Source organism: Leifsonia sp. RAF41 (assembly GCF_052114085.1).
Classification (GTDB): Bacteria; Actinomycetota; Actinomycetes; order Actinomycetales; family Microbacteriaceae; genus Leifsonia.
Genome location: NZ_JBFREB010000001.1, coordinates 2,694,248 through 2,717,208 on the forward strand (window position 1 = coordinate 2,694,248; position 22,961 = coordinate 2,717,208).

23 protein-coding genes are annotated in these 22,961 nt (G+C 70.6%); 7 read left to right on the top strand and 16 right to left on the bottom strand.

Annotation, left to right across the window (positions count from 1 at the left end; all coding sequences use genetic code 11):
- Positions 1-31: 31 nt before the first annotated feature.
- Positions 32-3,529 (bottom strand): DNA-directed RNA polymerase subunit beta, encoded by a 3,498-nt coding sequence (rpoB, locus tag AB4Y74_RS13075; protein WP_441799490.1) that lies wholly within the window; start codon positions 3,527-3,529, stop codon positions 32-34.
- A 295-nt stretch (positions 3,530-3,824) separates the two neighbouring features.
- Positions 3,825-4,874, bottom strand: a complete 1,050-nt coding sequence (locus tag AB4Y74_RS13080) for an SDR family oxidoreductase (RefSeq protein WP_441799491.1) — start codon at positions 4,872-4,874, stop codon at positions 3,825-3,827.
- Between the two features lie 144 nt (positions 4,875-5,018).
- Between AB4Y74_RS13080 and AB4Y74_RS13085 the strand changes: the two genes are divergently transcribed.
- The gene (locus tag AB4Y74_RS13085) at positions 5,019-5,900 is read left to right on the top strand and encodes a spermidine synthase (protein WP_441799492.1); all 882 of its coding nucleotides are present in this window, start codon (positions 5,019-5,021) and stop codon (positions 5,898-5,900) included.
- Positions 5,901-5,909: 9 nt separating this feature from the next.
- Here AB4Y74_RS13085 and AB4Y74_RS13090 read toward each other — a convergent pair whose 3' ends face one another.
- The 4 genes from AB4Y74_RS13090 to AB4Y74_RS13105 are packed head-to-tail and all read right to left on the bottom strand — an operon-like array spanning position 5,910 to position 8,936.
- Positions 5,910-6,824, bottom strand: a complete 915-nt coding sequence (locus AB4Y74_RS13090; protein WP_441799493.1) for a biotin-dependent carboxyltransferase family protein — start codon at positions 6,822-6,824, stop codon at positions 5,910-5,912.
- Positions 6,821-7,438, bottom strand: coding sequence for a 5-oxoprolinase subunit PxpB (gene pxpB / locus AB4Y74_RS13095; protein ID WP_441799494.1), 618 nt, complete (start codon positions 7,436-7,438; stop codon positions 6,821-6,823). The genes AB4Y74_RS13090 and pxpB overlap by 4 nt, the downstream gene beginning before the upstream one ends.
- A complete protein-coding gene (locus tag AB4Y74_RS13100; RefSeq protein ID WP_441799495.1) occupies positions 7,435-8,196 on the bottom strand; it encodes a LamB/YcsF family protein in 762 nt (253 codons plus the stop codon). Before AB4Y74_RS13100 ends, pxpB begins: the two co-directional genes overlap by 4 nt.
- The gene (locus tag AB4Y74_RS13105) at positions 8,175-8,936 is read right to left on the bottom strand and encodes a CGNR zinc finger domain-containing protein (protein ID WP_441799496.1); all 762 of its coding nucleotides are present in this window, start codon (positions 8,934-8,936) and stop codon (positions 8,175-8,177) included. The genes AB4Y74_RS13100 and AB4Y74_RS13105 overlap by 22 nt, the downstream gene beginning before the upstream one ends.
- Before the next feature lie 63 nt (positions 8,937-8,999).
- Here AB4Y74_RS13105 and AB4Y74_RS13110 point away from each other — a divergent pair, with 63 nt between their 5' ends.
- On the top strand, positions 9,000-9,608 hold the full coding sequence (locus tag AB4Y74_RS13110) for a GNAT family N-acetyltransferase (protein WP_441799497.1): 609 nt from the start codon (positions 9,000-9,002) through the stop codon (positions 9,606-9,608).
- Positions 9,609-9,697: 89 nt separating this feature from the next.
- Here AB4Y74_RS13110 and AB4Y74_RS13115 read toward each other — a convergent pair whose 3' ends face one another.
- From AB4Y74_RS13115 to AB4Y74_RS13140, 6 genes are all read right to left on the bottom strand, one after another.
- Complete coding sequence (locus tag AB4Y74_RS13115; protein WP_441799498.1) at positions 9,698-10,195, bottom strand: SprT-like domain-containing protein; 498 nt, start codon at positions 10,193-10,195, stop codon at positions 9,698-9,700.
- A 48-nt stretch (positions 10,196-10,243) separates the two neighbouring features.
- Positions 10,244-10,654, bottom strand: coding sequence for a hypothetical protein (locus tag AB4Y74_RS13120; RefSeq protein WP_441799499.1), 411 nt, complete (start codon positions 10,652-10,654; stop codon positions 10,244-10,246).
- 215 nt (positions 10,655-10,869) lie between these two features.
- Positions 10,870-12,033, bottom strand: a complete 1,164-nt coding sequence (locus tag AB4Y74_RS13125; RefSeq protein WP_441799500.1) for a PQQ-dependent sugar dehydrogenase — start codon at positions 12,031-12,033, stop codon at positions 10,870-10,872.
- 15 nt (positions 12,034-12,048) lie between these two features.
- Positions 12,049-12,351, bottom strand: a complete 303-nt coding sequence (locus tag AB4Y74_RS13130) for a DUF427 domain-containing protein (RefSeq protein WP_441799501.1) — start codon at positions 12,349-12,351, stop codon at positions 12,049-12,051.
- A gap of 40 nt (positions 12,352-12,391) precedes the next feature.
- The gene (locus tag AB4Y74_RS13135; RefSeq protein WP_441799502.1) at positions 12,392-12,988 is read right to left on the bottom strand and encodes a 2-phosphosulfolactate phosphatase; all 597 of its coding nucleotides are present in this window, start codon (positions 12,986-12,988) and stop codon (positions 12,392-12,394) included.
- On the bottom strand, positions 12,985-13,482 hold the full coding sequence (locus AB4Y74_RS13140; RefSeq protein ID WP_441799503.1) for an EVE domain-containing protein: 498 nt from the start codon (positions 13,480-13,482) through the stop codon (positions 12,985-12,987). Before AB4Y74_RS13140 ends, AB4Y74_RS13135 begins: the two co-directional genes overlap by 4 nt.
- A gap of 125 nt (positions 13,483-13,607) precedes the next feature.
- On the opposite strand from AB4Y74_RS13140, the gene AB4Y74_RS13145 reads away from it, so the two are divergent.
- Genes AB4Y74_RS13145 through AB4Y74_RS13160 form a run of 4 tightly spaced genes read left to right on the top strand, consistent with a single transcriptional unit; the run spans position 13,608 to position 16,527 of the window.
- On the top strand, positions 13,608-13,928 hold the full coding sequence (locus AB4Y74_RS13145) for a YciI family protein (protein ID WP_441799504.1): 321 nt from the start codon (positions 13,608-13,610) through the stop codon (positions 13,926-13,928).
- Entirely contained in the window at positions 13,925-15,217 is a 1,293-nt protein-coding gene (locus AB4Y74_RS13150) for an RNA polymerase sigma factor (protein WP_441799505.1), read from the top strand. The genes AB4Y74_RS13145 and AB4Y74_RS13150 overlap by 4 nt, the downstream gene beginning before the upstream one ends.
- A 51-nt stretch (positions 15,218-15,268) precedes the next feature.
- Positions 15,269-15,835 (top strand): hypothetical protein, encoded by a 567-nt coding sequence (locus tag AB4Y74_RS13155; RefSeq protein ID WP_441799506.1) that lies wholly within the window; start codon positions 15,269-15,271, stop codon positions 15,833-15,835.
- Positions 15,832-16,527 carry a DUF1684 domain-containing protein gene (locus tag AB4Y74_RS13160; RefSeq protein WP_441799507.1) on the top strand — a complete coding sequence of 232 codons (696 nt, stop codon included), beginning with the start codon at positions 15,832-15,834 and terminating at the stop codon, positions 16,525-16,527. The genes AB4Y74_RS13155 and AB4Y74_RS13160 overlap by 4 nt, the downstream gene beginning before the upstream one ends.
- 104 nt (positions 16,528-16,631) lie before the next feature.
- On the opposite strand, the gene AB4Y74_RS13165 is transcribed toward AB4Y74_RS13160, so the two are convergent.
- Positions 16,632-18,878 carry a HelD family protein gene (locus tag AB4Y74_RS13165; protein WP_441799508.1) on the bottom strand — a complete coding sequence of 749 codons (2,247 nt, stop codon included), beginning with the start codon at positions 18,876-18,878 and terminating at the stop codon, positions 16,632-16,634.
- A 262-nt stretch (positions 18,879-19,140) separates the two neighbouring features.
- Between AB4Y74_RS13165 and AB4Y74_RS13170 the strand changes: the two genes are divergently transcribed.
- The gene (locus AB4Y74_RS13170; protein WP_441799509.1) at positions 19,141-20,718 is read left to right on the top strand and encodes a DEAD/DEAH box helicase; all 1,578 of its coding nucleotides are present in this window, start codon (positions 19,141-19,143) and stop codon (positions 20,716-20,718) included.
- An 87-nt stretch (positions 20,719-20,805) separates the two neighbouring features.
- On the opposite strand, the gene AB4Y74_RS13175 is transcribed toward AB4Y74_RS13170, so the two are convergent.
- The 3 genes from AB4Y74_RS13175 to AB4Y74_RS13185 all read right to left on the bottom strand — a co-directional run bounded on the left by AB4Y74_RS13175 (position 20,806) and on the right by AB4Y74_RS13185 (position 22,920).
- The gene (locus AB4Y74_RS13175; RefSeq protein ID WP_441800454.1) at positions 20,806-21,303 is read right to left on the bottom strand and encodes a TetR-like C-terminal domain-containing protein; all 498 of its coding nucleotides are present in this window, start codon (positions 21,301-21,303) and stop codon (positions 20,806-20,808) included.
- Between the two features lie 79 nt (positions 21,304-21,382).
- A complete protein-coding gene (locus AB4Y74_RS13180; protein WP_441799510.1) occupies positions 21,383-22,246 on the bottom strand; it encodes an alpha/beta fold hydrolase in 864 nt (287 codons plus the stop codon).
- A 92-nt stretch (positions 22,247-22,338) separates the two neighbouring features.
- Positions 22,339-22,920 carry an NUDIX hydrolase family protein gene (locus tag AB4Y74_RS13185; protein ID WP_441799511.1) on the bottom strand — a complete coding sequence of 194 codons (582 nt, stop codon included), beginning with the start codon at positions 22,918-22,920 and terminating at the stop codon, positions 22,339-22,341.
- Between the last annotated feature and the right edge of the window lie 41 nt (positions 22,921-22,961).

Consider the following 22,961-nt stretch of genomic DNA (forward strand, 5'->3'; position numbering starts at 1 on the left):
AGTTGGCTGTCTGCCGGGTCAGATCTCGGCGTCAAATTTCATCAATTGACGACGACTCGAAGCGGGAGGAGATGTTGATGCCGAGCTCTTCCGCAGCGCGGAAGGCCTCGTCGTCCGAGTCGCGGAGGCTGACGGTCTGACCATCGGCCGAGAGCACCTCCACGTTCAGGCAGAGGGACTGCATCTCCTTGATGAGGACCTTGAAGGACTCCGGGATGCCCGGCTCCTGGATGTTCTCACCCTTGACGATGGCCTCGTAGACCTTCACGCGGCCGAGGATGTCATCCGACTTGATGGTCAGGAGCTCCTGCAGCGCGTACGCGGCACCGTAGGCCTCGAGGGCCCACACCTCCATCTCACCGAAGCGCTGACCACCGAACTGTGCCTTACCACCGAGCGGCTGCTGGGTGATCATCGAGTACGGACCTGTCGAACGGGCGTGGATCTTGTCGTCGACCAGGTGGTGCAGCTTCAGGATGTACATGTAACCGACCGACACAGGGTCCGGGTACGGCTCGCCGGAGCGGCCGTCGAACAGCTGCGTCTTACCGGAGCCGCCGATCAGGCGGTCGCCGTCGCGCGTCGGGAGGGTCGAGTCGAGCAGACCTGCGATCTCCTCTTCCCTCGCTCCGTCGAACACCGGGGTGGCGACCTTGGTGCCGGGGGCGACGCTGTACGCGGCCTCAGGGAGCGCTGCGGCCCACTTCGGCTTGCCCTTGATCTCCCAGCCGTTCTGCGCGATCCAGCCGAGGTGGATCTCGAGGACCTGACCGAAGTTCATTCGTCCAGGAACACCCAGCGGGTTGAGGATCACGTCGACCGGAGTTCCGTCCGCGAGGAACGGCATGTCTTCGACCGGAAGGATCTTCGAGATGACGCCCTTGTTGCCGTGACGACCGGCGAGCTTGTCACCCGCGGTGATCTTGCGCTTCTGGGCGATGTAGACCACCACGCGCTGGTTGACGCCGGAGCCGAGCTCGTCGTCGCCGTCCTGCGAGTCGAAGACCTTGACACCGATGATGGTGCCCTCCTCGCCGTGCGGGACCTTGAGGGAGGTGTCGCGCACCTCGCGGCTCTTCTCGTTGAAGATCGCGCGGAGCAGGCGCTCTTCCGCCGACAGCTCGGTCTCGCCCTTCGGCGTGACCTTGCCGACGAGGATGTCGCCGGGGCGCACCTCGGCGCCGATGCGGATGATGCCGCGCTCGTCGAGGTCGGCCAGGAGGTCCGGGCTGACGTTCGGCAGGTCGCGGGTGATCTCTTCCTTACCCAGCTTGGTGTCGCGGGCGTCGACCTCGTACTCCTCGATGTGGATCGAGGAGAGGGTGTCGTCCTTCACCAGGTTCTGGCTGAGGATGATCGCGTCCTCGAAGTTGTGACCCTCCCACGGCATGAACGCGACGAGCAGGTTCTTGCCGAGCGCGAGCTCGCCGTTCTCGGTCGCGGGACCGTCTGCGACGACCTCGCCCTGCTCGATCCGGTCACCCTCGTCGACGACCACGCGGTGGTTGTACGAGGTTCCCTGGTTCGAGCGGTCGAACTTGCGCAGGTAGTAGGTCTGGTACGTGCCGTCGTCCGCCTGGACGGTGACTGCGTCGGCCGAGACCTCGGAGACCACACCGGACTTCTCCGCGATGACCACGTCACCGGCGTCGATGGCCGCGTAGCCCTCCATACCGGTTCCGACGACCGGGCTCTCCGAGCGGAGCAGCGGCACCGCCTGGCGCTGCATGTTCGCACCCATGAGGGCTCGGTTGGCGTCGTCGTGCTCGAGGAAGGGGATCAGCGACGTACCGACCGACACCATCTGGCGCGGCGAGACGTCCATGTAGCCGATCTCGTCGGCGGGGATCAGGTCGACCTCGCCGCCCTTCTGACGGGCGAGCACGCGCTCCTCGACGAAGTGGCCGTTCGGGTCGAGCGGGGCGTTGGCCTGCGCGACGACGAAGTCGTCCTCCTCGGAAGCGGTCAGGTAGTCGATCTGGTCGGTGACCCGGCCGGCGACGACCTTGCGGTACGGCGTCTCGATGAACCCGAACGAGTTGATCCGGGCGAACGACGCGAGCGAGCCGATCAGGCCGATGTTCGGGCCTTCCGGGGTCTCGATCGGGCACATGCGGCCGTAGTGCGACGGGTGGACGTCACGGACCTCGACACCGGCACGCTCACGGCTCAGACCACCGGGGCCGAGCGCGGAGAGGCGGCGCTTGTGGGTCAGACCCGCGAGCGGGTTGTTCTGGTCCATGAACTGCGACAGCTGCGACGTTCCGAAGAACTCCTTGATCGCGGCGACGACGGGTCGCACGTTGATCAGGGTCTGCGGGGTGATCGCCTCGATGTCCTGCGTGGTCATGCGCTCGCGGACGACGCGCTCCATGCGGGACAGACCGGTGCGGACCTGGTTCTGGATGAGCTCGCCGACGGCGCGGATACGACGGTTGCCGAAGTGGTCGATGTCGTCGACGTCGAGGCGGATGTCCGTCTCGACTCCGTTGCGGAGGCCCTTGAACGTGGTCTGGCCGTCGTGCAGGGAGACCAGGTACTTGATCGTCGCGATGATGTCCTGAACGGTCAGCACCGAGTCCGACAGCGGGGCCTCGAGGCCGAGCTTGCGGTTGATCTTGTAACGGCCGACCTTGGCGAGGTCGTAGCGCTTCGGGTTGAAGTAGAAGTTGTCGAGGAGCGCACGTGCGGCCTCGGCAGCGACCTGCTCACCCGGACGCAGCTTGCGGTAGATGTCCTTGAGCGCCTCCTCCTTGGTGAGGATGGCGTCCTTCTCGAGGGTCAGCTCGATCGACTGGAAGCCGGCGAACTCGGAGAGGATCTCTTCGCTCGTCAGACCGAGGGCCTTGAGGAAGACCGTGACCGACTGCTTGCGCTTGCGGTCGATGCGGACACCGACCTGGTCGCGCTTGTCGATCTCGAACTCGAGCCAGGCTCCGCGGCTCGGGATGACCCGCGCCGAGTAGATGTCCTTGTCGCTGGTCTTGTCGGCCGTGGCCTCGAAGTAGACGCCCGGCGAACGCACGAGCTGCGACACGACGACACGCTCGGTGCCGTTGATGATGAACGTTCCGCGCTCGGTCATGAGCGGGAAGTCACCCATGAAGACCGTCTGGGTCTTGATCTCACCGGTGAGGTGGTTCATGAACTCGGCCTCGACGTAGAGAGGGGCCGAATAGGTCTTGCCCTTCTCCTTGCACTCGTCGATCGAGTACTTCTTCTCTTCGAGGAAGGGGTTCGTGAACGAGAGCTGCATGGTCTCGCCGAGGTCCTCGATGGGAGAGATCTCCTCGAAGATCTCCTCGAGGCCCGTGTTGGCGGGAAGATCCTGACGACCCTGCGACTCGGCCTCGGCGACGCGTGCCTTCCACACGTCGTTTCCGACCAGCCAGTCGAAGCTCTCCGTCTGCAGTGCGAGCAGATCGGGAACCGTGAGGGTGTCCGTGATCTTGGCGAACGAAAGACGAGATGCGGCTCGTCCGTTCTTGGGTGTCTTGTCAGTGTTGGTTGCGTTGCGCGCAGCAGCCAAGGAAATAACCTCCGTGGGCCCCGTCGGGCCAGTTACTCGGTCGTGGAGTGATGTGGACGAGAACTCCCAGTCGCATCGCGCCGCCTCATCTGACCCGAAATGTCGGGCCCAGGCGCGCACGGAGAGTCAGAGCCGACCGCAATATGAAGGCAGAAGTTTGACTGGGAGCGCAAAGAACAACTATATGTCAAACAGACGCGCCGTGTCCAGTCTTTTCTTGACCCGGACCCCGTCCTGATGTATAACCCGCCGCCAGTTGTTCTATTCCCGGCCGTCAGGGCCCCGATCAGGGGCGTCACGGATGGTACGTCGGCAGCGTGTCGACCGTCGCGATGACCGCTTCCTCCCGTGTGCGCGGAGACCAGCCGAGCACGCGCCGGGCCTTCTCGCCGGACGCGCGACGCGCGGTGCCGAGGTCGGGGAGCGCGTCCCGCACGCGGCGGCTGAACGGCGCGGCCGCCTTCAGCATCCACGGCGGCATGAGCTTCGTGCTGACCCGGCGCCCCGCGGCCTCGCCCAGGTGACCGCGGATGAGGAGGGCGACCTCCTGAGCGCTCATCACCTCGCCCGCGATCGCCAGGAAGCGCTGGCCGGCGGCTTCGGGCCTCGTCATGGCGAGGAGGTGCAGCTCGGCGACATCGCGGACGTCCACGATGCCGAAGTGCACGTCGGGCAGGCGCGGGAGGCGTCCTTCCTTCACCAGGCGGATCAGCTCGATCGAGCTGGACACGTCCGGCCCGAGCACCGGGCCGAGGATGCCGACGGGGTTCACGGTCGCAAGTTGCAGGTCGCCGCCCTCAGCGTGGATGAACGCCCACGCCTCACGCTCGGCGATCGTCTTCGACTGCACGTACGCGCTGATCGGACGACCACTGTCGAGCTCGGTCCAGTCCTCCTCGGTGAACGGGCGGTCGGTGGGCGGATGCCCGTAGCCGATCGCCGCGAAGGACGAGGTCAGCACGACGCGCTCGACTCCGGCGTCGCGCGCGGCGCGCAGCACGCGCAGTGCTCCGTCGCGAGCGGGACGGATCAGCTCGTCCGGGTCCTTCGGCTGCTTCGACGGGAACGGGGAGGCGACGTGCAGCACGAAGCGGCAGCCGGCGACCGCGCCCACCCACCCGTCATCGGAGGTCAGGTCCGCGATCGCGAACTCGAGCCGGTCGCCCGGGTCGTCGACGCCTCCCGCCGCAAGCTGCGACCGCACGTCGGCGGCGCGCGCGGGAGTGCGGATCGTCGTACGGACCCGGTATCCCGCCTCTAGCAGCGCGAGGATGCAGTGCGCACCGAGGAAGCCGGAGCCCCCGGTGACGAGGACGAGGTCGGGTCTGCTGCTCGGGTCGGTCACGGCCCCATCCTTCCCCCGGTCGGACGGCGGCGCTACCGCCCGGGCGACTGCGATCGTTTGTCACGAGTGCGGCGGGGCGACCGGGCGCACTCGTTCCGAACGCCCGCAGACGCTCGGTGAGGGCGTCGAGACTAGGCTGCCGGTGTGTCACCGAATACGCCCCCACCTGTGCCCGCGGTCGTGCTGTCGGAGAGCGGATTCCTGGCGGCGGTGGAGCCGGACCGCTTCGTGCCCGGCGCCTATCAGCTGGTGGTGGACGGGACTCCGCAGTCGCACGTCAACCTCGACGACCCCTCGCAGCTGTTCTTCGAGTACGTGCAGCGGATGGGCAACGTCATCGACCTGATCGGCGACCCCGGCGAGCCGATCACCGCGGTGCATCTGGGGGCCGGTGCGCTGACCCTCCCGCGCTACGTCGCGTACACCCGCCCGGGCTCGCGCCAGCAGGTGGTCGAGTTGGAGAGCCGCCTGGTGGATCTGGTGCGCGAGCAGCTGCCGCTCCCCCGGTACGCGCAGATCCGCATCCGGCACGGGGACGCCCGCGAGGTCGTCGGCAAGCTGCCCGCCGGGTTGCGCGGCGCGGTCGACCTGCTCGTGGTGGATATCTTCAGCGGCGCGCGCACTCCGGCGCACGTGACCAGTGTCGAGTTCTACCGCTCGGCGGTCTCCCTGCTGAAGCCGGACGGCATCGTGCTCGTCAACGTCGCGGACGGGCCGCCGCTGACCTTCGCCCGCAGCCAGGTCTCCACGCTCGGAGCGGTCGTCGAGAACGTGGCCGCTCTGGCCGAGACGCAGGTGCTGAAGGGCCGCAGGTTCGGGAACGTCGTGCTGGTCGGCTCCAATTCGCCCCTGCCGCTGGAGTGGCTACCGCGGCTGCTGGCGAGCGGACCGCATCCCGCGAAGGCCGTCGCCGGTGAGGAGTTGCGCACGTTCGCCGCGAACGCGCCCATCGTCACAGACGCGACCAGCGTGCCGTCCCCTCCGCCGGCGCGCAGCATCTTCCAGTCCGGCACCCGCCGGGACTGATCTCGTCGTTCAGGCGTGCCGGAAGGTCAGCGGCTGTCCGGGACGGAGCTGCGCGAAGGCGTCGAGGGAGGCGTCGGAGACCACGGCGATCACCGGATAGCCTCCGGTGACCGGGTGGTCGGCCAGCAGCACCGTGGGCCGACCGTCGGGCGAGACCTGCACGGCCCCGGCCACCATGGGCTCACTCGGCAGTTCGGCGGTGATCGCCCGTTCGAGAACGGCCGTCGGATGCGGTCCCGCGTCGGCCGTATGCGCCCCGTGACGGGCCGCGGCGGGCGGGTCCAGCCGCATCCCGATCCGGTCGGCTTCGGCCGCGGCGCGCCACTCGACGGTGAAGAACGCCTCCAGCGCCGCGGCGGTGAACCAGTCGGCCCGCGGCCCGCGGTGGGCGCGGACCTCGACGACGCCCGCTGCGGGATCGGCGACGGGAACGAAGTCGAGCAGCGGGAGGTCCGAGCCGGGATGCTCGCCGAGCGGCAGCAGGTCCCCGGCTGCCAGCGGCGCAGGACCGAGGCCGGCGAGGGTGTCCCTGGATCGCGAGCCGAGGACCGGCGCGACATCGACGCCGCCGCGCACCGCGAGGTACCGGCGGGCGCCGGCCACAGCCGGAGCGATGCGCAGGATCTGGCCCTCGTACGCGCGGACCGCGAGGTGCGCATCCACCGGTCCCCCGTCGAGCAGCAACGGACCCGTCGCACCGGTCACGGCGAACCAGGTGTCGCGCTCGAAGCGGGTCTCGAAACCGCCGAGCAGGACCTCGATCCCGGCGTCGGTCTCGGGGTTGCCCAGCAAGCGATTGCCGAGCCGCAGAGCACCGCGATCGAGTGCGCCCGAGCGGCCGACGCCGAGGGCGGCGAAGCCCGGCCGGCCGAGGTCCTGCACGAGGGAGAGCGCGCCGGGGTTCAGGATGCGGAGGCCGCTCACCGCGCCTCCCGGAACCGGACGACGGTCCCCGGCCGGAGCAGCGCCGGCGGGTCGGCGGTCTCGTCCCAGAGGGCCGCATCCGTCCGGCCGATCAGCTGCCAGCCGCCCGGGCTCGACCGCGGGTAGACGCCGGTGAAGGCGCCGGCAAGGCCGACCGCACCGGGAGGGACTGCGGTGCGCGGGGTCGCCCGGCGGGGCACGTCGAGCGGGTCGCCGTCGGTCACGAGGTAGGCGAAGCCCGGCGCGAAGCCGCCGAAGGCGACCCGCCACGGCGACTCGGTGTGGAAGCGGACCACCTCGGCTGCGGAGAGTCCGGTCAGCCGGGCGACCTCCCCGAAGTCCTCGCCGTCGTAGTGCACGTCGAGCACGACGGCGCGTGCCTCCACCGCTGCGGCGGCGAGCGGCTCGGTGCGGTGCACCCAGGCGGTCGCGGCACTCGGCGACAGGATGCGCGGCTCGACCACCACGCCGATCGTCCGGGCGGCCGGGATCAGCTCCACCACACCGTCCGGCCTGGTCGCGTCGAGACCGCGGAACAGGGCGAAGACCGCCTCCAGGTCGTCCAGCTGGACCAGGAGGGCGTGGTCGCCGTAGGGCAGGATGCGCCGCGTCATGCGAACGGCTCCACGCCGATGTCCGCGGCGGCGAGCGCTGCGCGAACGGCGAGCGCCATGGCGACCGCGCCCGGGGTGTCGCCGTGAAGGCACAGCGAGTCGACCTGGACGGTCACCTCTTCCCCGTCAATGGCGGTGACTGCGCCGTCGGTGACCATCCGGACGGCGCGGGCGGCGATCTCCGCCTGGTCGGACAGCAGCGCTCCGGGCTCGGTGCGCGGCACCAGGGTGCCGTCGGACCGGTATCCCCGGTCGACGAACGCCTCGCGCACGAACCGCAGTCCCGCCTCGCCCGCCGCGCGCTCCACCGCCGAGCCGGCCAGTCCGAGCAGAGCGAGGGACGGGTCGAACGCGATCACCGCATCCACCACGGCGTTCGCCTGCCGCTCGTCGTGCACGATGCGGTTGTAGAGGGCGCCATGCGGCTTGACGTAGCGCGCGGCGGTGCCCGCCACTCGAGTCAGGCCGCTCAGCGCCGCCAACTGGTAGAGGACCTCGTCGCGCAGTTCCGCCGGCGGCACGTCCATCGCCCGCCGACCGAAGCCGGCGAGGTCGCGGTAGGAGACGTGCGCCCCGACGGTGACGCCGTTGGCGGCGGCCTCCCGGCAGACGCTCAGCATCGTGGAGGCGTCGCCCGCGTGGAAGCCGCACGCCACGTTCGCGCTGGAGACGACCCGCAGCAGTGCGGCGTCATCGCCCATCGTCCACGCGCCGAAGGACTCGCCCAGGTCGCTGTTCAGGTCGATGGTGGGAGCCATGTGGCTATTGTCTCAACCTCGGAGCCCCAAGCCGTGGCGGGCTCCGTTGCCTCGGTCGCAGGCTCCCTCGGGGCTGGGGTCGCGGCACCGCTCCGCGCTGCCCCCAGCTCCACCGCCCGCGCCCGGTGCGCACGCACCTTCGCGCGGTTGCCGCAGCGCTGCATCGAGCACCAGCGCCGGGTGCCGCTGCGCGACGTGTCCAGGTAGACGAGGCGGCAGTCGTCGGCCGAGCACTCACGGATGCGCCCGTCGATGTCCGGGCCGAACAGGCGCACGGCGTCGCGGGCGAGCGAACCGAGGGCCTGGTGCGGGCGCGCGTTCGTCCTCCCCGCCTGGCGTCCACCGCCGGCCAGCACCGGTGGGATGTCGGGCGTGGCCGCGAAGAGGTTGATCACGTCGACGTCGTCGGGCGACAGGTCGTCGCCAGCACTCGCCTGCCGGGCCAACCGGCCGATCGCGGAGCGGAGTGCAACGGCGTCGCGGAGCTCGCGCTCCCCCGCGGTCGACGCGACCTCCGGGAATCGCTCGATCAGCCAGGCGTTCAGGCCGTCGGCGTCGCGGATGGCCTCCCAGTCCGCCGCATCTCCCGCGTCTCCCGCATCCCCCGCGTTCGGCGCATCGAAATCGATACCGCCCGTGTACGCGAAATCGAGGGCGAGAGCGCCCGAGTCGAACCACCAGCGCTGGCCGTCGCGGGGCTCCAGCCACTGGCCGGTCCGTCTGGTGAGTAACGCTTCCATCGCCAGAACACCCTACCTGGCGACGGATGGGAAGCCGGACGGCGGCGCTGGCATACTGGGCGGATGACCGCGACGCGCCCGGACCCGCACGCCCGGCTGGACGGCGCCACGGTGCGCCTCCGGGCGCTGACGCACGACGACCTGCCCGACCTGTTCGACGCCATCGGGCATCCGGAGGTGTTCGCCGGAGGCTGGGGAGGCGGACCGGCCGCGTATCGCGACACCTACGAGGAGTGGCGTGAGCACATGCTCCACTACCTCGACTGGGAGCGCAGCAACGTCACGGCGGTGGTCCTGCGTGACGGGGACCGCCTGGTCGGCACGACGACCCTCGGCGACTTCGACCTGGTGAACGACTCCGCGCACATCGGCTGGACGGCTTACGCGCCCGAAGTGTGGGGCAGCCGCGTGAACGGTGAGACCAAGCGTCTGCTCCTCGGCGCGGCCTTCGATCACGGGTTCGAGAGGGTGAAGCTCCAGGCGGATGTGCTGAACGAGCGCTCGCGGTCCGCGATCCTGCGGCTCGGAGCCCGCTTCGAAGGCGTCCTCCGGCACACGCAGCGCCGTGCCGACGGTAGCTGGCGCGACACCGCCGTGTACTCCATCCTGCGCGAGGAGTGGCCGGAGGTCCGGGATGCGCTGGACGCGCGACTGGGACTCACGCGCGCCTAGCGTACCTGCTGCGTCTGCTGCACCCCGGCACGAGTGCGGATGCGCGAGCAGCAGCAGACGTACCGGGCGACCGCAGACCCGCCGGTGACCTATTCGGTAGCCGCGGCCGCGGCGACGCGACGCTGCGACGACGAGACCTCGCGGTGCTGCCACGCGATGAGGTTCGCCGCATCGAAGCGGCGAGAACAGGCTCCGCAGGCGAGAGCGCGGGCCGGCTTCCGATACCGGTAATGCGTGTGCCCGTTCGGGCAGGTCCCCACCCAGGGGGCCAGGTCGTCCGCGATGGCACCGCCGTGGAGGCGCTTGCCCTCGTATCCCAGGTCGAGCGCGATCGCCCGCCAACGCGGACCATGGCCCGCCCGCGACCCGGCGAGCGCGTGCGCGACCTCGTGCAGCAGGATCTGGTGGATCTCGTCGTCCTCGTAGCGTGCGGCCAGATAGCGCGAGACGGTGATCCGCTTGGACGTGTAGTTGCAGAGCCCTGCGCGGGTCTTGGCGTTGTCGAAGCCGAAGCTCCAGACGTTCGGATCGAGGTGCAACGCGATCAGGGCATCCGCCCAGCGACGGACACGGTCGAGTTCCGCCATCAGGGGCGACCCCCGTCCGGAGCGCTCCACTCCTCCATGCCGTGCATCCTACGCGCGATCGAGGCCCGACTCGCTGCCGGGGGCGTCCCCGGAGGCTGCCGACGTGCCGCGGTGCTCATCCAGAGCGGACTGGACGACGGCGACCGCGGTCAGGGCGGCCTGGATCTCGGCGGGCGATGCGCCGAGCTTTTCACGCAGGAACACGGCGGACGTCATGTCGGAGAGAGCGTTCTCGTAGTCGCCCGTGTCGAAGTACACCTTGCCGCGGTTCTGGATGGCGAACGCCTCCAGCGCGGTCCACTCGCGTCCGCGAGCCTCATCGACGCAGCCGGTGAGCTCCACCACCGCCTCGTCGGCCTTGCCCTGGTACTGGAGCACCTGCGCTCTGCGAACACGCGCACCGAGCAGCTGCTCGCGGTCGCCGGTGAAGCGCGCCTGGCGCACGGCCTCGTTCGCCACTTCGTAGGCGTCGTCGAGCCTGTCGAGCAGGCGGAGGAGGACGGCTTTCTCGTTGAGCGCGCTCAGGCTGCGCAGGCTGCCGAGTTCTTCAAGACGCTCGCCGGCAGCGCGCAGATCGACGCGTTCGCGCAGGGTGGTCGGATCGTATCCGAGGATGATGCTCAGGGTTGTGCTCCCGATCGGTGTCTCGCCACCAGACTACCCGCAGGAGGGGGTCAGCCCGGGCGCTTGACAGCTTGTGCCGGAGTGAGCGGCACTTCGATGAGCCGATCGTCGCCCTTGCGCGGGGATCCGCGCCCGTCCGTGTTGTTCGTCAGGATCCAAATGCGGTCACCGACCGCGACCACATCGCGGAGCCGGCCGAAGGCTCCGTCGAAGGACGGCACGGCCGTCACGGGCGCCGCCCCATCGGTCGACCAGGCCGTCCACAACCGCTGGCCCCGGAGCGCCGCGAGGAACACCGTGTCGCCCACCACGGCCAGCCCGCTGGGGCTCGCCTCGGACGTCGGCCACTGATAGACGGGGTCCGTGTACCTCGGGTCGCCGCCGACGCCCTCGACCTCCGGCCAGCCGTAGTTCGACCCGGCGCGGATGATGTTCAGCTCGTCCCACGTGTTCTGGCCGAACTCGGACGCCCACATCGTGCCGCGCGAATCCCAGCCGATGCCCTGCGGGTTGCGGTGACCGTAGGTCCACACGGGAGAGGCGGGGAACGGGTTGTCGCTCGGCATCCGACCGTCCGGAGTGACGCGGAGGATCTTCCCGCCGAGGGATGCGACGTTCTGCGCGTTGCCCGGATCGGATGCATCCCCGGCCGTGATGTACAGCATCCCGTCGGGACCGAACGCGATCCGGCCGCCGTCGTGGTTGCCCGCCTTCGGGATGCCCGTGACGACCGGTGTCGGCGTACCGATCGAGTAGCTGCCTGACGCGCCGCTCAGCGGCATCCGCACCACCCGGTTGTCGTCCGCGGTCGTCAGGTACGCGTAGAGCTGCGTCGGAGCGGCCGATGGCACCGCGAGTCCGAGCAGGCCGCTCTCGCCTTCGTGGACGACCCCCGGCACCGTGCCGACGTCACGCAGGCCGCCCTGCGGCAGCCGTTCACGGATGCGGCCGGAGTCGCGCTCGCTGATCAGCGCCGACCCGTTCGGGAGAGGAACGATCGACCACGGTGCCTCCAGCCCGGTCTCGAGCACGGTCGTCTGCTCGCTCGGTTGCCACGGGATCGCCGCGACCGCCGCCGAACTGCCCGTCGGGCGCGGCGTCGGGCTGCGTGTGACCGTCGGATCCGGACTCGGCGCGGGCGCCGAGCATCCCGCCAGAACGACGACGGCCGCCGCCAGGGCGAAGAGCCCTGAGCGGCGGCCGGGACGGATCATCGTGGCCTCCGGTCGTCAGTCGACGACGCGGACGTCCTTCCAGAACGCGACGTAGTTGCTGTAGTCCTTGCCCACCCGATCGAACGAGCTCGGGTACGGCGTCGGATAGCTCCAGGCGCGGTCCTGCAGCAGGCCGTCCTCCCCCTTCACGGAGAAGTACTGGCACTCGCCCTTCCAGGGACAGGTGTACGGGGTGGCGCTCTCGACGAGGTACTCGGACTTCACGCTCGCGGGCGGGAAGTACCAGTTGCCCTCGATGCGGATGAGCTCATCCTGCGGGGCCTCGGCGATCACGGTGTCGTTCAGCACGGCTTTCATGTAAAACCTCCTGTCCGAGCGAACGTACGCCGGCCCGCGATCATTCCGAGGCGAGCGCACCGCTCTGCCGGGAGTCTCGCAGCACGGTCACAGTGTCCGAGGTTCCGAGGCGGCCGAGCGCCGCGATGTCGGCAGCCGAGGCACCGGCGGCGACGCGCTCCTGCCCGGAGACGGAGGCGGTGAGAAGATGCGCGACGGCACCGCGCAGGCCGGTGAAGGCAGCGCACGCGGCCGCGGCCTCCGGCGATGAGTAGTCGATTCCGAGCGTAGCGAGACCGTCGACGACGGCGCCGGCGGCGAGCAGGTCTTCGACCGCGAAACGCGCCGCCCCGCCCGGCGTCGATCCGCCCGCCGCGATCAGCGCGACCATGGCCCTCCGGCCGAGGCGGACCTGCTCGTGCAGGATCCAGGAGGCGACGGCTGCGGCGTCCGTGAAGCCGGCGGCCAGCACGGCACCATCGCCGGGGAGTTCCGGCGCCGGCGACGATTCGTCGGCGAGCGCATCCACCCACACGATCACGTCGGCATCGGCGGCCACGGCATGAGCGCCCTCGACGGCCCAGTCGAAGCGCACCTGATACTTGGCCTGGCGCTGGGCAGCGGGAATGACGGAGTCGGAGTGCGTCGGCTGGGTCACCGAGCCATCGTAGTTCGCGCCCCGGGCCGTGCCTGCCGTGTTTCGCCCGGTGACGGCCGCATCTGCCGGCGGATCAGTTCGAAGTCGTGGCGTGAGATCTCGATCAGCCCGCGGCGCAGCTGGTAGCCCCAATCGGCGCGGTCGCGGGTGAAGTCGAGGGCGCCGAGAAGAGGGCGGATGGGCATTGCGACCGCATCGTGGTCCCACTCGACCCGCCGCCGCCACGGCTTGAAATCGCCCGCCGGCCCCGTCATCGCCGGACCCTGCGTCACCTGGAACACGTCGTCGTCGGCCAGGCGCCCGACAGCGGTGAACTGCTTGAGCGGCTCGCCATCCGGATAGGTCGCACGCGGCGAGTAGTACACGAAACCGTCGGCCGAGCCCATCCGCTCGAGGGGCGCTCGGGCCCCGTGATTGACCTGCGCGTAACCTCCGGCGACACCACGGAGGACGTGGTCGAGCTGCACCACGCCCAGCCAGTAACGGATCGCCATGCTCCCGTTGTAGCGCACACCTCCGTCACTCGTGTCGAAACGAGCCACGGCGATTCGACGTGTCCGTGTGGGGCACGTGTCCGGAACCCTGTCCGGAGCGGGGCATCTGACGAGAGGATGGGACCATGCGATTCGTGCTGATGGCACTCGCCGAAGGCGGCGAACAGGCCGCGACGCCGCGAGCGGAGCTCGACCGGTACGACGCCGACCTCGTCCGCGCGGGCGTCCTCCTGGCGGCGGAAGCGCTGGAGCCGCCGACCGCGGGCGTGTGCGTCCGCTTCGAGGGCGAGTCGCGCATCCTGAGCCGCCCCGCGGCCGGTGCGCTGAACCGGTTCTGGATGCTGGAGACGGCCGGCGAGGAGGAAGCCCTGGAATGGGCCCGGCGGCTGCCCCTCACCTCCGGCACGGTGGAGGTGCGGCGCGTGACGGGCGACGACGGGCGATGAGCCGGGGCGACGCGGATGACCGGGCGGCCGAGGCCCGGCGCGCGGTCGACTCGGTGTGGCGCATCGAGTCGGGGCGCCTCATCGCCGGGCTGGCCCGCTCGACCGGCGACATCGGACTCGCCGAGGAGCTCGCCCAGGACGCGCTGGTCGCCGCGCTCGAGCAGTGGCCGGACGCAGGCATCCCGCGCAACCCCGGCGCCTGGCTGACCACCGTCGCCAAACGTCGGGCGGTCGACGGCTGGCGCCGCCGAGAGCGCCTCGACGACCGCTACACGGCGATCGCGCACAACCTGGAGCAGGAGCTGGGCGACGACGACCCGGCGCGGGCGGCGCAGGAGCCGATCGGCGACGACCTGCTGCGGCTGGTGTTCGTCGCCTGCCACCCTGTACTCCCCCAGGCGGCGCGGGTCGCGCTCACCCTCAAGCTGCTGGGCGGCCTCTCGACCGAGGAGATCGCTCGCGCTTTCCTGGTTCCTCCCGCCACCATGGCGCAGCGCATCGTGCGGGCCAAGCGGACCCTCAGTGCGGCTGGGGTGCCGTTCGAGGTGCCGGAGAGGGCCGAGTTCGCGGAGCGCCTGGCCTCCGTGCTGGAGGTCGTCTATCTGATCTTCAATGAGGGCTACTCGGCGACGGCCGGCGACGATTGGATGCGTCCCGACCTCTGCCGTGAGGCCCTGCGGCTGGGGCGCGTGCTCGCCGAGCTCACCCCGCGCGAACCGGAAGTGCACGGCCTGGTGGCGCTGATGGAGTTCCAGGCGTCCCGGATCGGTGCGCGCACGGCACCGGACGGGTCGCCCATCCTGCTGCAGGACCAGGATCGCGCTCGCTGGGATCGCGTCCTGATCCGGCGCGGGGTCGCCGCGCTCGACCGCTCCGACACGCTTAGGCTGAGCAAGCGGCCCCCGGTGAGCCGCGGACCGTACGCGCTGCAGGCGGCGATCGCGTCCTGCCACGCGACGGCGACGACACCCGAGGCGACGGATTGGGAGGAGATCGTCGCCCTGTACGGCGCGCTGGCCGAACTGCGGCCGTCGGCCGTGGTCGAACTCAACCGGGCGGTCGCGCTCTCGATGGCGTACGGGCCGGAGGCAGGGCTCGAGGTGGTCGACCAGCTCGCGGTCGACGGCGCGCTGGCCTCGTACCACCTGCTCCCCTCCGTGCGTGCCGACCTCCTCCTGCGGCTCGGTCGCACGGCGGAGGCGCGGGTGGAATTCGAGCGGGCGGCAGCCATGACGGACAATGCGCGCGAACGGGAGCTGCTGCTCGCGCGAGCCGAGGAATGCCTCTGAGTACCGCATCCCGGCCACCGCATCCACCCGCGCCGGGGTGAGACTGGGAGCATGCGCGTTCTGCTCAAGTTGACGCTCGACTGCGACCCCGATGCCGTTTGGCGTGCCCTGCAGAGTCCGACCGCGTTCCGCGAGGTGGCGATGCCGTGGCTCGACTTCCGGTCCGACGAGCCCGCCGGGTTCCCGACGACCTGGGGTTCGGAGCACCGCGTCCGGGTGAAAGCCCTGGGCGCTTTCACGGTGGGGACGCAGGCCATCCGCCTCGACACGCTGCGGTCCACCGACCCGCGCGAGCGGGCGACGCGCATCCTGCACGACAGCGGCGGCGGGACCGGTGGCGTCCTCGCCGCCATACCGCACCTCGACCACCGGATGGCCATCGCGCCGGACCCGGCAGGGCCCGACGAGCACGGACGGCTCCGGACGCTGTACCGGGACCAGCTGATCGTGCGCGCGGGGGCGCTCACCCCGTTCGCCTGGTACGCCTTCTGGGCGTTCTGGCAGTGGCGCGGCGTGCGCCTGCGCCGCCTCGCGCCCACCTGGGCCTACGATCCGGAAGTGCGGGAGCCGGAGGATGAGCCGGCTCCGGCGGAGCAGACAGGAGCAGCGGAGAGATGACCAGCATCGAGCAGCCACCGGCGGGTGCGGACGCCGTCGCCGACATCCCCGCCGTCCCGCGCGCTGTCACCGCCGTCCAGACCGCCGACTGGCGGCGACGGGTGTTCGCGATGTACGCCTCGGTCCGACGGCTCGCGGCCCACGACCCCGCTGAGGCGCACGCGTACTGGACATCGTGCCGGAACGACCTGTTCTCGTCGCACCCGGCGTCGCCGCTGATGCCAGAAGACCGCGACCGGTTCACCGGCCTCCCGGTCGTGCCCTACGACCGGGACTGGCGTTTCGAGCTGCCGATCCATCCCGCCGCCGAACCGACACGGATGGACGTGGAGACCGGGACCGACGGCGTCGTGCCGTTCGAGCTGCTCGGCACGGTGCGGGTCCCGCTCGCGGGCACGCTGGACGTCTGGCGGCTGTCGTCGCACGGCGGCGGGCTCTTCGTCCCGGTCAAGGATGCGCTGGCCGGGCGGCCAGGCGGAACGTACGGCGGCGGGCGGTACCTCATCGACACGATCAAGGGGGCCGACCTCGGCCTCGACGCGGACGACGGCGAGACCTCGCTCGTCCTCGACTTCAACTTCGCCTACAACCCGTCGTGCGCCTACGACCCGGCCTGGGCGTGCCCGCTGGCGCAGGCCGGCAACACGCTCGCGGTCGAGATCCCCGTCGGCGAGCGCTACGCCGGCGCCTGACCCGCCCCGGTCCGTAGCCGCGCGTGAGATTTGCGCCAAATCGCGGTTATGGCGCCGTCAAAACCGCGATTTGGCGCAAATCGTGCGGGTGAGGCGGCAGCGGGTCAGCGGGTGACCAGGGTGAGGCGCTGCGTCGGGCGGGTCATCGCGACGTAGAGGGATGCGGCCCCGCGCGGCGACTCCGCGGCGAGCGCGTCCGGGTCGGCCAGCACGACGGCATCGAACTCGAGGCCCTTCGCCTCGTAGCCGGTCAGCACCGCGATCGGGCGGGTGAGACCGGCGGCGCCGCGGCCCGCCGCATCCCCGAAGCGCTCCCGGATCGCCGCGGCGACCTCCGGGAGATCGGAGGCGGTGGCGATGACCGCGAGGGTCCCCGCGTCGTCGATGCCGCGATCGTGCGCGACCGCAGCGGCGACGGCCGCCGCCAGCGTCCGCGGCTGCGTCTGTTCCTCCGGCGCAGCGAATGCGTCGATCCGGCGGATGGGCCAGTCGCCCTCGCGCACCGCGCGGGTGGGGGTGATGGGCAGCCCCGCGGCGACGGCGATCCGCTCCGCCTCCCGCGTGATCTGCGCGGGCGTGCGGTAGTTGACCGTCAGCTCCTCCAGACGCCAGGCGTCCTTGAAGACCGGCTCCAGCGCCTCCTGCCAGCTGGTGGCCCCGGCCGCCGACGCGACCTGGGCGATGTCGCCGACGATGGTGAACGATTTCATCGGGCAGCGACGCACCAGCACGCGCCACTGCATCGGCGAGAGCTCCTGCGCCTCATCGACCACGACGTGGCCGTAGGTCCAGCTGCGGTCTGACGCGGCGCGCTCCGCGGTGGTCCCGCGGTCGACCTGCTCGGCGAATCCATCGGCCAGCTGTTCGGCGCTGACGAGGCCCTGCACACCCATGTTGCGGATGGCCGCGCGAGCGTTCTCGAGGTCGCGCTTGCGCTGCCGCTCACGGTCACGGTCCGCGGGATCGGCGCGTCCTGGGAAGTCGCCCAGCAGCTCCGCCGCCTCGTCGAGCAGAGGGACATCCGACACGGTGAACGGCGCAGTGCGTTCGCGCAGGAGCGCAGCCCGCTGCTCCTCGGACCAGCGCGGCGTCAGCTCGGCGAGCCAGGCAGGACGGGCAAAGAGGTCCTGCAGCAGCTTCTGCGGGGTGAGCGGGAGCCACGCCGTGTTGAGGAGCACTCGCACGTCGTACGAGGTGCGGAGGTCCTCGCGCAGCACCTTCAGATCGGCGTCGTCGATGGTGGAACCTGCGGCACGGAGCTGCGCCGCAAGCTGATCCGTCAGCTCCGCCAGCGCACTCTTCACGAAGGTCACGCGGGCGACATTGTGCGGCTTGCCGGTCCGCTGCGCCTTCGCGAGCGCACGCTGGACGAGCTGCGGCTCCACCACGAGGCGTTCGTTCTCGACGACTACCGTCTGCGCCTCGGCCGGCGCCTTCTGCCGCGAGCGCACCGCGCGCGACAGCAGCCGTGCCATCTGCGCGGAGCCCTTCAGGACCGCCGCCTCCGGAGCATCCTCGGCCGTCGCCTCCACCCCCGGGAAGAGCTCGCCGAGGCTCGACATGACGACGCCGGTCTCGCCCAGCGACGGCAGTACCGCCTCGATGTAGCGCAGGAAGGCGGTCGACGGGCCGACGACGAGCACCCCGGAGGTGCTCAGCCGCTGTCGGTTCGCGTACAGCAGGTAGGCGGCACGGTGCAGCGCCACCGCGGTCTTGCCGGTCCCCGGTCCCCCCTGAACCACCAGAGCACCGCGCAGATCGGAGCGGATGATGCGGTCCTGCTCGGCCTGGATGGTCGCGACGATGTCGTGCATGCGCCCGGTGCGCTGCGCCGTCAGAGCTGCCAGGAGGGCACCCTCGCCCTGCACCTTCTCGCCGGCGCGGTCGCCCTCCAGCAGCGCCTCGTCGAAGACGTCGTCGTCGATCCGCGTCACCTGACGCCCCGACATGGTCAGGTGCCGACGGGCGCGGACACCCATCCGCTCGTTCGCCGTCGCCTGGTAGAAGGCGCCCGCCTGCTGGGCGCGCCAGTCGATCAGCAGGGAGCGCTGATCCTCGTCACGCAGGCCGATACGACCGATGTAGCGGTGATCGGAGCCGTCGACCGCCTCCTCCAGCAGCAGACGGCCGAACACGAGCCGGGCATCCACGTCGCGGAGTTGCGTGAGTTGGTCTTCATAGAGCCGGGCGAACGCGTCGCGCTCGCTGCGGGCCTGGTGGTTGCTGCCGACACTGTCGCGGCGCACGCGAGCGAGCCGATCCTCGGTCTCGGCGCGCAGCTGATCCAGCCGCTCATACAGTCCCGAGACCACGGCGCGTTCACGCTCGAGCTCCGATTCCAGCACGCCCATGGCCACCTCTCGTTTCCGGGCCGAAAGTCTACGACCTTCAGGTGGGCATGTGCTCTCAGCACTCATACGGCCGCATGCCCTATGCTGAAGATCTGCGGGTCGAAGAATGCCCGCTGCGTCGTAGAACGCTTCGCGTTGCGCAGGGCCCAGCCCCGCACGCTTCTCTTCATACGGCGAACGATCGCGCCGCTCGGTGCGCTCGCCACCAGATCCGCTGCGGCACGACGCCCTCCGGATTCGCTGCCGGAAAGGCACCCATCTCTTGACTTCAACTTTCGCCCAGCTCGGCGTACCCGCCCCGCTCGTCGCCGTCCTCGCCGCCGACGGCAAGACCGAGGCGTTCCCCATCCAGAAGGACACGCTCCCCGATGCCCTCGCCGGCAAGGATGTGCTCGGCCGTGGCAAGACCGGCTCGGGCAAGACCATCGCCTTCGCCCTGCCCCTCGTCGCCCGCCTGGGCACCGTGCTCGCCGGCGGCCGCCGCCGTCCTGGACGCCCGCTGGCCCTCGTGCTGGCCCCCACCCGCGAACTGGCGACCCAGATCGCCGCGACGTTCCGCCCGCTGGCCGATGCCTACTCGATGCGCGTCTCGACCGTCTTCGGTGGCGTGTCGCAGAACAAGCAGGTCGCCGAGCTCAAGGCCGGCGTGGACATCCTCGTCGCCTGCCCCGGCCGCCTCGAAGACCTCATGAAGCAGGGCTTCGTCAACCTCGACGCCGTGGAGATCACCGTGCTCGACGAGGCGGACCACATGGCCGACCTCGGCTTCCTCCCGGTCGTCACCCGCATCCTCTCCGCGACCCCGACCGACGGACAGCGCCTGCTGTTCTCGGCGACGCTCGACAACGGTGTGGACAAGCTGGTGAAGCGGTTCCTGCACTCGCCCGTTCTGCACTCCGTCGACGAGGCGAACAGCCCGGTCGCGGCGATGACCCACCACGTGCTGCAGGTGGACGGGGCTGACGACAAGAAGGCACTGGTCGAGGCGCTCGCGTCCGGCACGGGCCGTCGCATCCTGTTCACCCGCACCAAGCACCAGGCGAAGAAGCTGGCCAAGCAGCTCACCGCGTCCGGCATCCCGGCCGTCGACCTGCACGGCAACCTGGCGCAGGCGGCCCGTGACCGCAACCTCGCGGCCTTCGGTGAGGGCGGCGTCAAGGTGCTCGTCGCCACGGACGTCGCCGCACGCGGTGTCCACGTCGACAATGTCGAGCTCGTCGTGCACGTCGACCCGCCGATGGAGCACAAGGCGTACCTGCACCGCTCGGGACGGACCGCTCGCGCGGGCAGCGCCGGTGACGTGGTCACCGTGATGCTCTCGTCGCAGGCCGAAGACGTGCGGACGCTGCTGCGCAAGGCTGCGATCGCGGTTACCCCGCAGCGCGTGACGGCCACGTCACCGGCCGTGACGACGCTCGTCGGCCCGGTTGCGGCACGCGTTGCGCCGGCGCCCGTCGTGGCGCAGCCCGCCGGTGGCGGGAGCTCTCAGGGCGCGAACGCGCAGCGGAAGCGCGCGCGTCGTGCCGGTGGTGCAGGTGCCGCAGGCGGCGCTGGCACCGGCCAGGGCGGCTCAGTCCGCGGCGGCCAGGGCGGCGGCTCCGGCCGCGGCGGTCAGGGCGGCGGCTCCGGCCGCGGCGCTGCCGGTGGCGTGACCGCAGGCACCGGGAACGGTGCTGGTGCGGGCGGCGGATCGCGTCGTCGGAGCCAGCGTCCGGCAACCGCTCAGCCGGGTTCCGCTTCGCGCGGCGCCGGCCAGCACCGCGGCCAGTCCGCCGGGGGCCGCGACACCAGCGCTGCCTCCGTGCGCCGCGGCCAGGGAAGCCGTCGCGCTCAGGGCTGACCCCCTCCATCGAGTACACGAAGACTGCACGCCGGGAACGCTCCCGGCGTGCAGTTTTTGCGTACTAGATGGGGTTTGGGGATGCGGTCAGCGGGCGAGCAGTTCGACGCCCGCGATGACGCCGTCGATGAGTACGGCGTAGCTGCGGTCGAGGTCGTCGGGAAGGCCGAAGCCGCCGCCGAGCTCCAGGGTCACGAATCCGTGGATGGCGCTTCGCAGCATCCGGATCGCATCCACCAGCTCGTCCTCGGGCAGGCCGAAGCCGCGCAGCACCCCGGACAGCACCGTCAAGGTCTCGGCAGCGCGCGCCGCCAGCTCAGCATCCGCCGGATCGCTGCCGTCGGGCGCGACCTGCGCCGCTGCGTACCGGCCAGGATGCCGGTGGGCGAAGTCGCGGATGGCGTCCGCCGCGGCTCGGATCGCCTCCGGTCCGGCGCGGCCGATCGTCGCGGCGGCGAGGACGCGCGTCAACTCCGTCACCGACTCGATAGCCACCGACCGGCGCAGGTCGTCGAGCGAGGAGACGTGTTTGTAGAGGCTGGGCACCGCGACGCCCGCTCGTCCGGCCACCGCAGCGAGCGTCAGCTTCTCGAAGCCCGCCGTACCCCCGTCGTCGACGAGGTCGACCGCGACGGCCGTCACGGCGGGGCGCGTCAGCCCGGCCCTAGGCACGCGATGCCCAGGTCTCGCCATCGGCGCCGTGTCGCGCCCCGAGGAAGGCGAGCGTCGCCGGCACCGTGATGTCGGGGCGCTGCGCGTGCGGGTAATGGCCGGACTCCGGGACCTGCACGACCTCGATGCCGTGGGACCGCATCCACTCGATCTCGGCCGGAAGGTCGCGGTAGTCGGGGTCGAGCTCGCCGACGAACGCCAGGATGTCGGCCTGCACCTGCGGCACTCGAGGCTCGACGACCGAATGGGTGAGCTGGAGGGTCAACCGGCGGAACGAGGCGAGGCGGCCGGGCTCCGACAGCTTCGCGCGGATGGCCGCGACGTGCTCGGCGAGCCACGGTGCCTTGCGGCCCCGGTTCAGGGTGCTGCGGTAGTAACCGGCCCAGGCGGAAGCACCCCACGGCCGCGCGAACAGCACGCGGTACAGCAGGTGGATCAGCCCGGTCGTGGTGCGGCCCAGTGCCGGGTCACGCAGCAGTGGCCCGTAGAAGACCAGACCCGCGATGAGGTCGGGACGTTCGGCTGCGGCCCAGGTGGCCGCGGCGGCGCCCATCGAGTTGCCGAGCACGATCGCGGGCTCGCCCAGCTCCTCCAGCAGCGCGATGAGGTCGCGGGCGGTAGCGACGTCGCCGAACTCGTGGAAGGTGGTGTCGGAGTCACCGTGGGCACGTAGGTCGGTGACGGCCACCCGGTAGCCGGCCGCGACGAGCGGCGGGACGAGCTCGCGAAAGCTGGAGCGGAGGTCCCCCATGCCGGGAACCGCCACCACCAGGGGGCCGTGACCCTCGACGGTGTAGCTGACGCGTCCTTCAGGACGCTGCAGGTAGCGGACCTGCGACTCGACGGAAGTGTTCATAGCCATAAAGCTAATACCATTAGCCGCATAGCGCAAGGCTTCAGCGCAAGAGATTCAGCGCGAGAGATTCTGCTGAATGGGCTGCAGTTGCCTCAGGCGATCCGGCCCAGCGACGCCATGGCCGCCTTGACCAGGGCCCCACGGCCGCCCTCGAGCTCCTCCGTCACGGCGACGGAGATGGCCTCTTCCGGCGTCATCCAGGTGAGTTCCAGCGCATCTTGTCGCGGCTCGCACGTGCCGGTCACCGGCACGACGTAGGCCAAAGACACCGCATGCTGCCGCTCATCGACGTACTGCGTCACCCCCGGCATCGGGAAGTACTCCGCCACTTGGAACGGCACCGGGCTCGCCGGCAGCTGAGGGAACGCCATCGGCCCGAGGTCTTTCTCGAGATGACGGAAGAGGGCCTCACGCAGGGTCTCGCCGTACATGACGCGGCCTGACACGAGGGTGCGGGTCATCTCGCCCACAGCATTCGCCCGCAGCAGGATGCCGACCTCGACCACCTGACCGAGCCCGTCGACGCGGACGGGCACCGCCTCGACGTACAGCAGCGGTAGCCGCTGGCGGATCTGCTCCAGCTCGAGGTCGGACAGCCAGGCGGGACCCGGCTGCGGACCGTTGCCGGGACGCGGGTCGGGAGTGGGATCCGGATCCGGGGTGCGAACGCTCATGCATGAATCCTACGGAAGGGCACGGCAGGGACCTACGGGGT

Excerpts from the sequence above, each read along its gene's own strand:
- AB4Y74_RS13100 (WP_441799495.1), bottom strand. The coding sequence starts at position 8,196 with ATGGCTCCCACCATCGACCTGAACAGCGACCTGGGCGAGTCCTTCGGC.
- AB4Y74_RS13105 (WP_441799496.1), bottom strand. The coding sequence starts at position 8,936 with ATGGAAGCGTTACTCACCAGACGGACCGGCCAGTGGCTGGAGCCCCGC.
- AB4Y74_RS13145 (WP_441799504.1), top strand. The coding sequence starts at position 13,608 with ATGCGATTCGTGCTGATGGCACTCGCCGAAGGCGGCGAACAGGCCGCG.
- AB4Y74_RS13155 (WP_441799506.1), top strand. The coding sequence starts at position 15,269 with ATGCGCGTTCTGCTCAAGTTGACGCTCGACTGCGACCCCGATGCCGTT.
- AB4Y74_RS13125 (WP_441799500.1), bottom strand. The coding sequence starts at position 12,033 with ATGATCCGTCCCGGCCGCCGCTCAGGGCTCTTCGCCCTGGCGGCGGCC.
- AB4Y74_RS13180 (WP_441799510.1), bottom strand. The coding sequence starts at position 22,246 with ATGAACACTTCCGTCGAGTCGCAGGTCCGCTACCTGCAGCGTCCTGAA.
- AB4Y74_RS13130 (WP_441799501.1), bottom strand. The coding sequence starts at position 12,351 with ATGAAAGCCGTGCTGAACGACACCGTGATCGCCGAGGCCCCGCAGGAT.
- AB4Y74_RS13115 (WP_441799498.1), bottom strand. The coding sequence starts at position 10,195 with ATGGCGGAACTCGACCGTGTCCGTCGCTGGGCGGATGCCCTGATCGCG.
- AB4Y74_RS13140 (WP_441799503.1), bottom strand. The coding sequence starts at position 13,482 with ATGGCGATCCGTTACTGGCTGGGCGTGGTGCAGCTCGACCACGTCCTC.
- AB4Y74_RS13150 (WP_441799505.1), top strand. The coding sequence starts at position 13,925 with ATGAGCCGGGGCGACGCGGATGACCGGGCGGCCGAGGCCCGGCGCGCG.
- AB4Y74_RS13165 (WP_441799508.1), bottom strand. The coding sequence starts at position 18,878 with ATGGGCGTGCTGGAATCGGAGCTCGAGCGTGAACGCGCCGTGGTCTCG.
- AB4Y74_RS13110 (WP_441799497.1), top strand. The coding sequence starts at position 9,000 with ATGACCGCGACGCGCCCGGACCCGCACGCCCGGCTGGACGGCGCCACG.
- AB4Y74_RS13160 (WP_441799507.1), top strand. The coding sequence starts at position 15,832 with ATGACCAGCATCGAGCAGCCACCGGCGGGTGCGGACGCCGTCGCCGAC.
- pxpB (WP_441799494.1), bottom strand. The coding sequence starts at position 7,438 with ATGACGCGGCGCATCCTGCCCTACGGCGACCACGCCCTCCTGGTCCAG.
- AB4Y74_RS13185 (WP_441799511.1), bottom strand. The coding sequence starts at position 22,920 with ATGAGCGTTCGCACCCCGGATCCGGATCCCACTCCCGACCCGCGTCCC.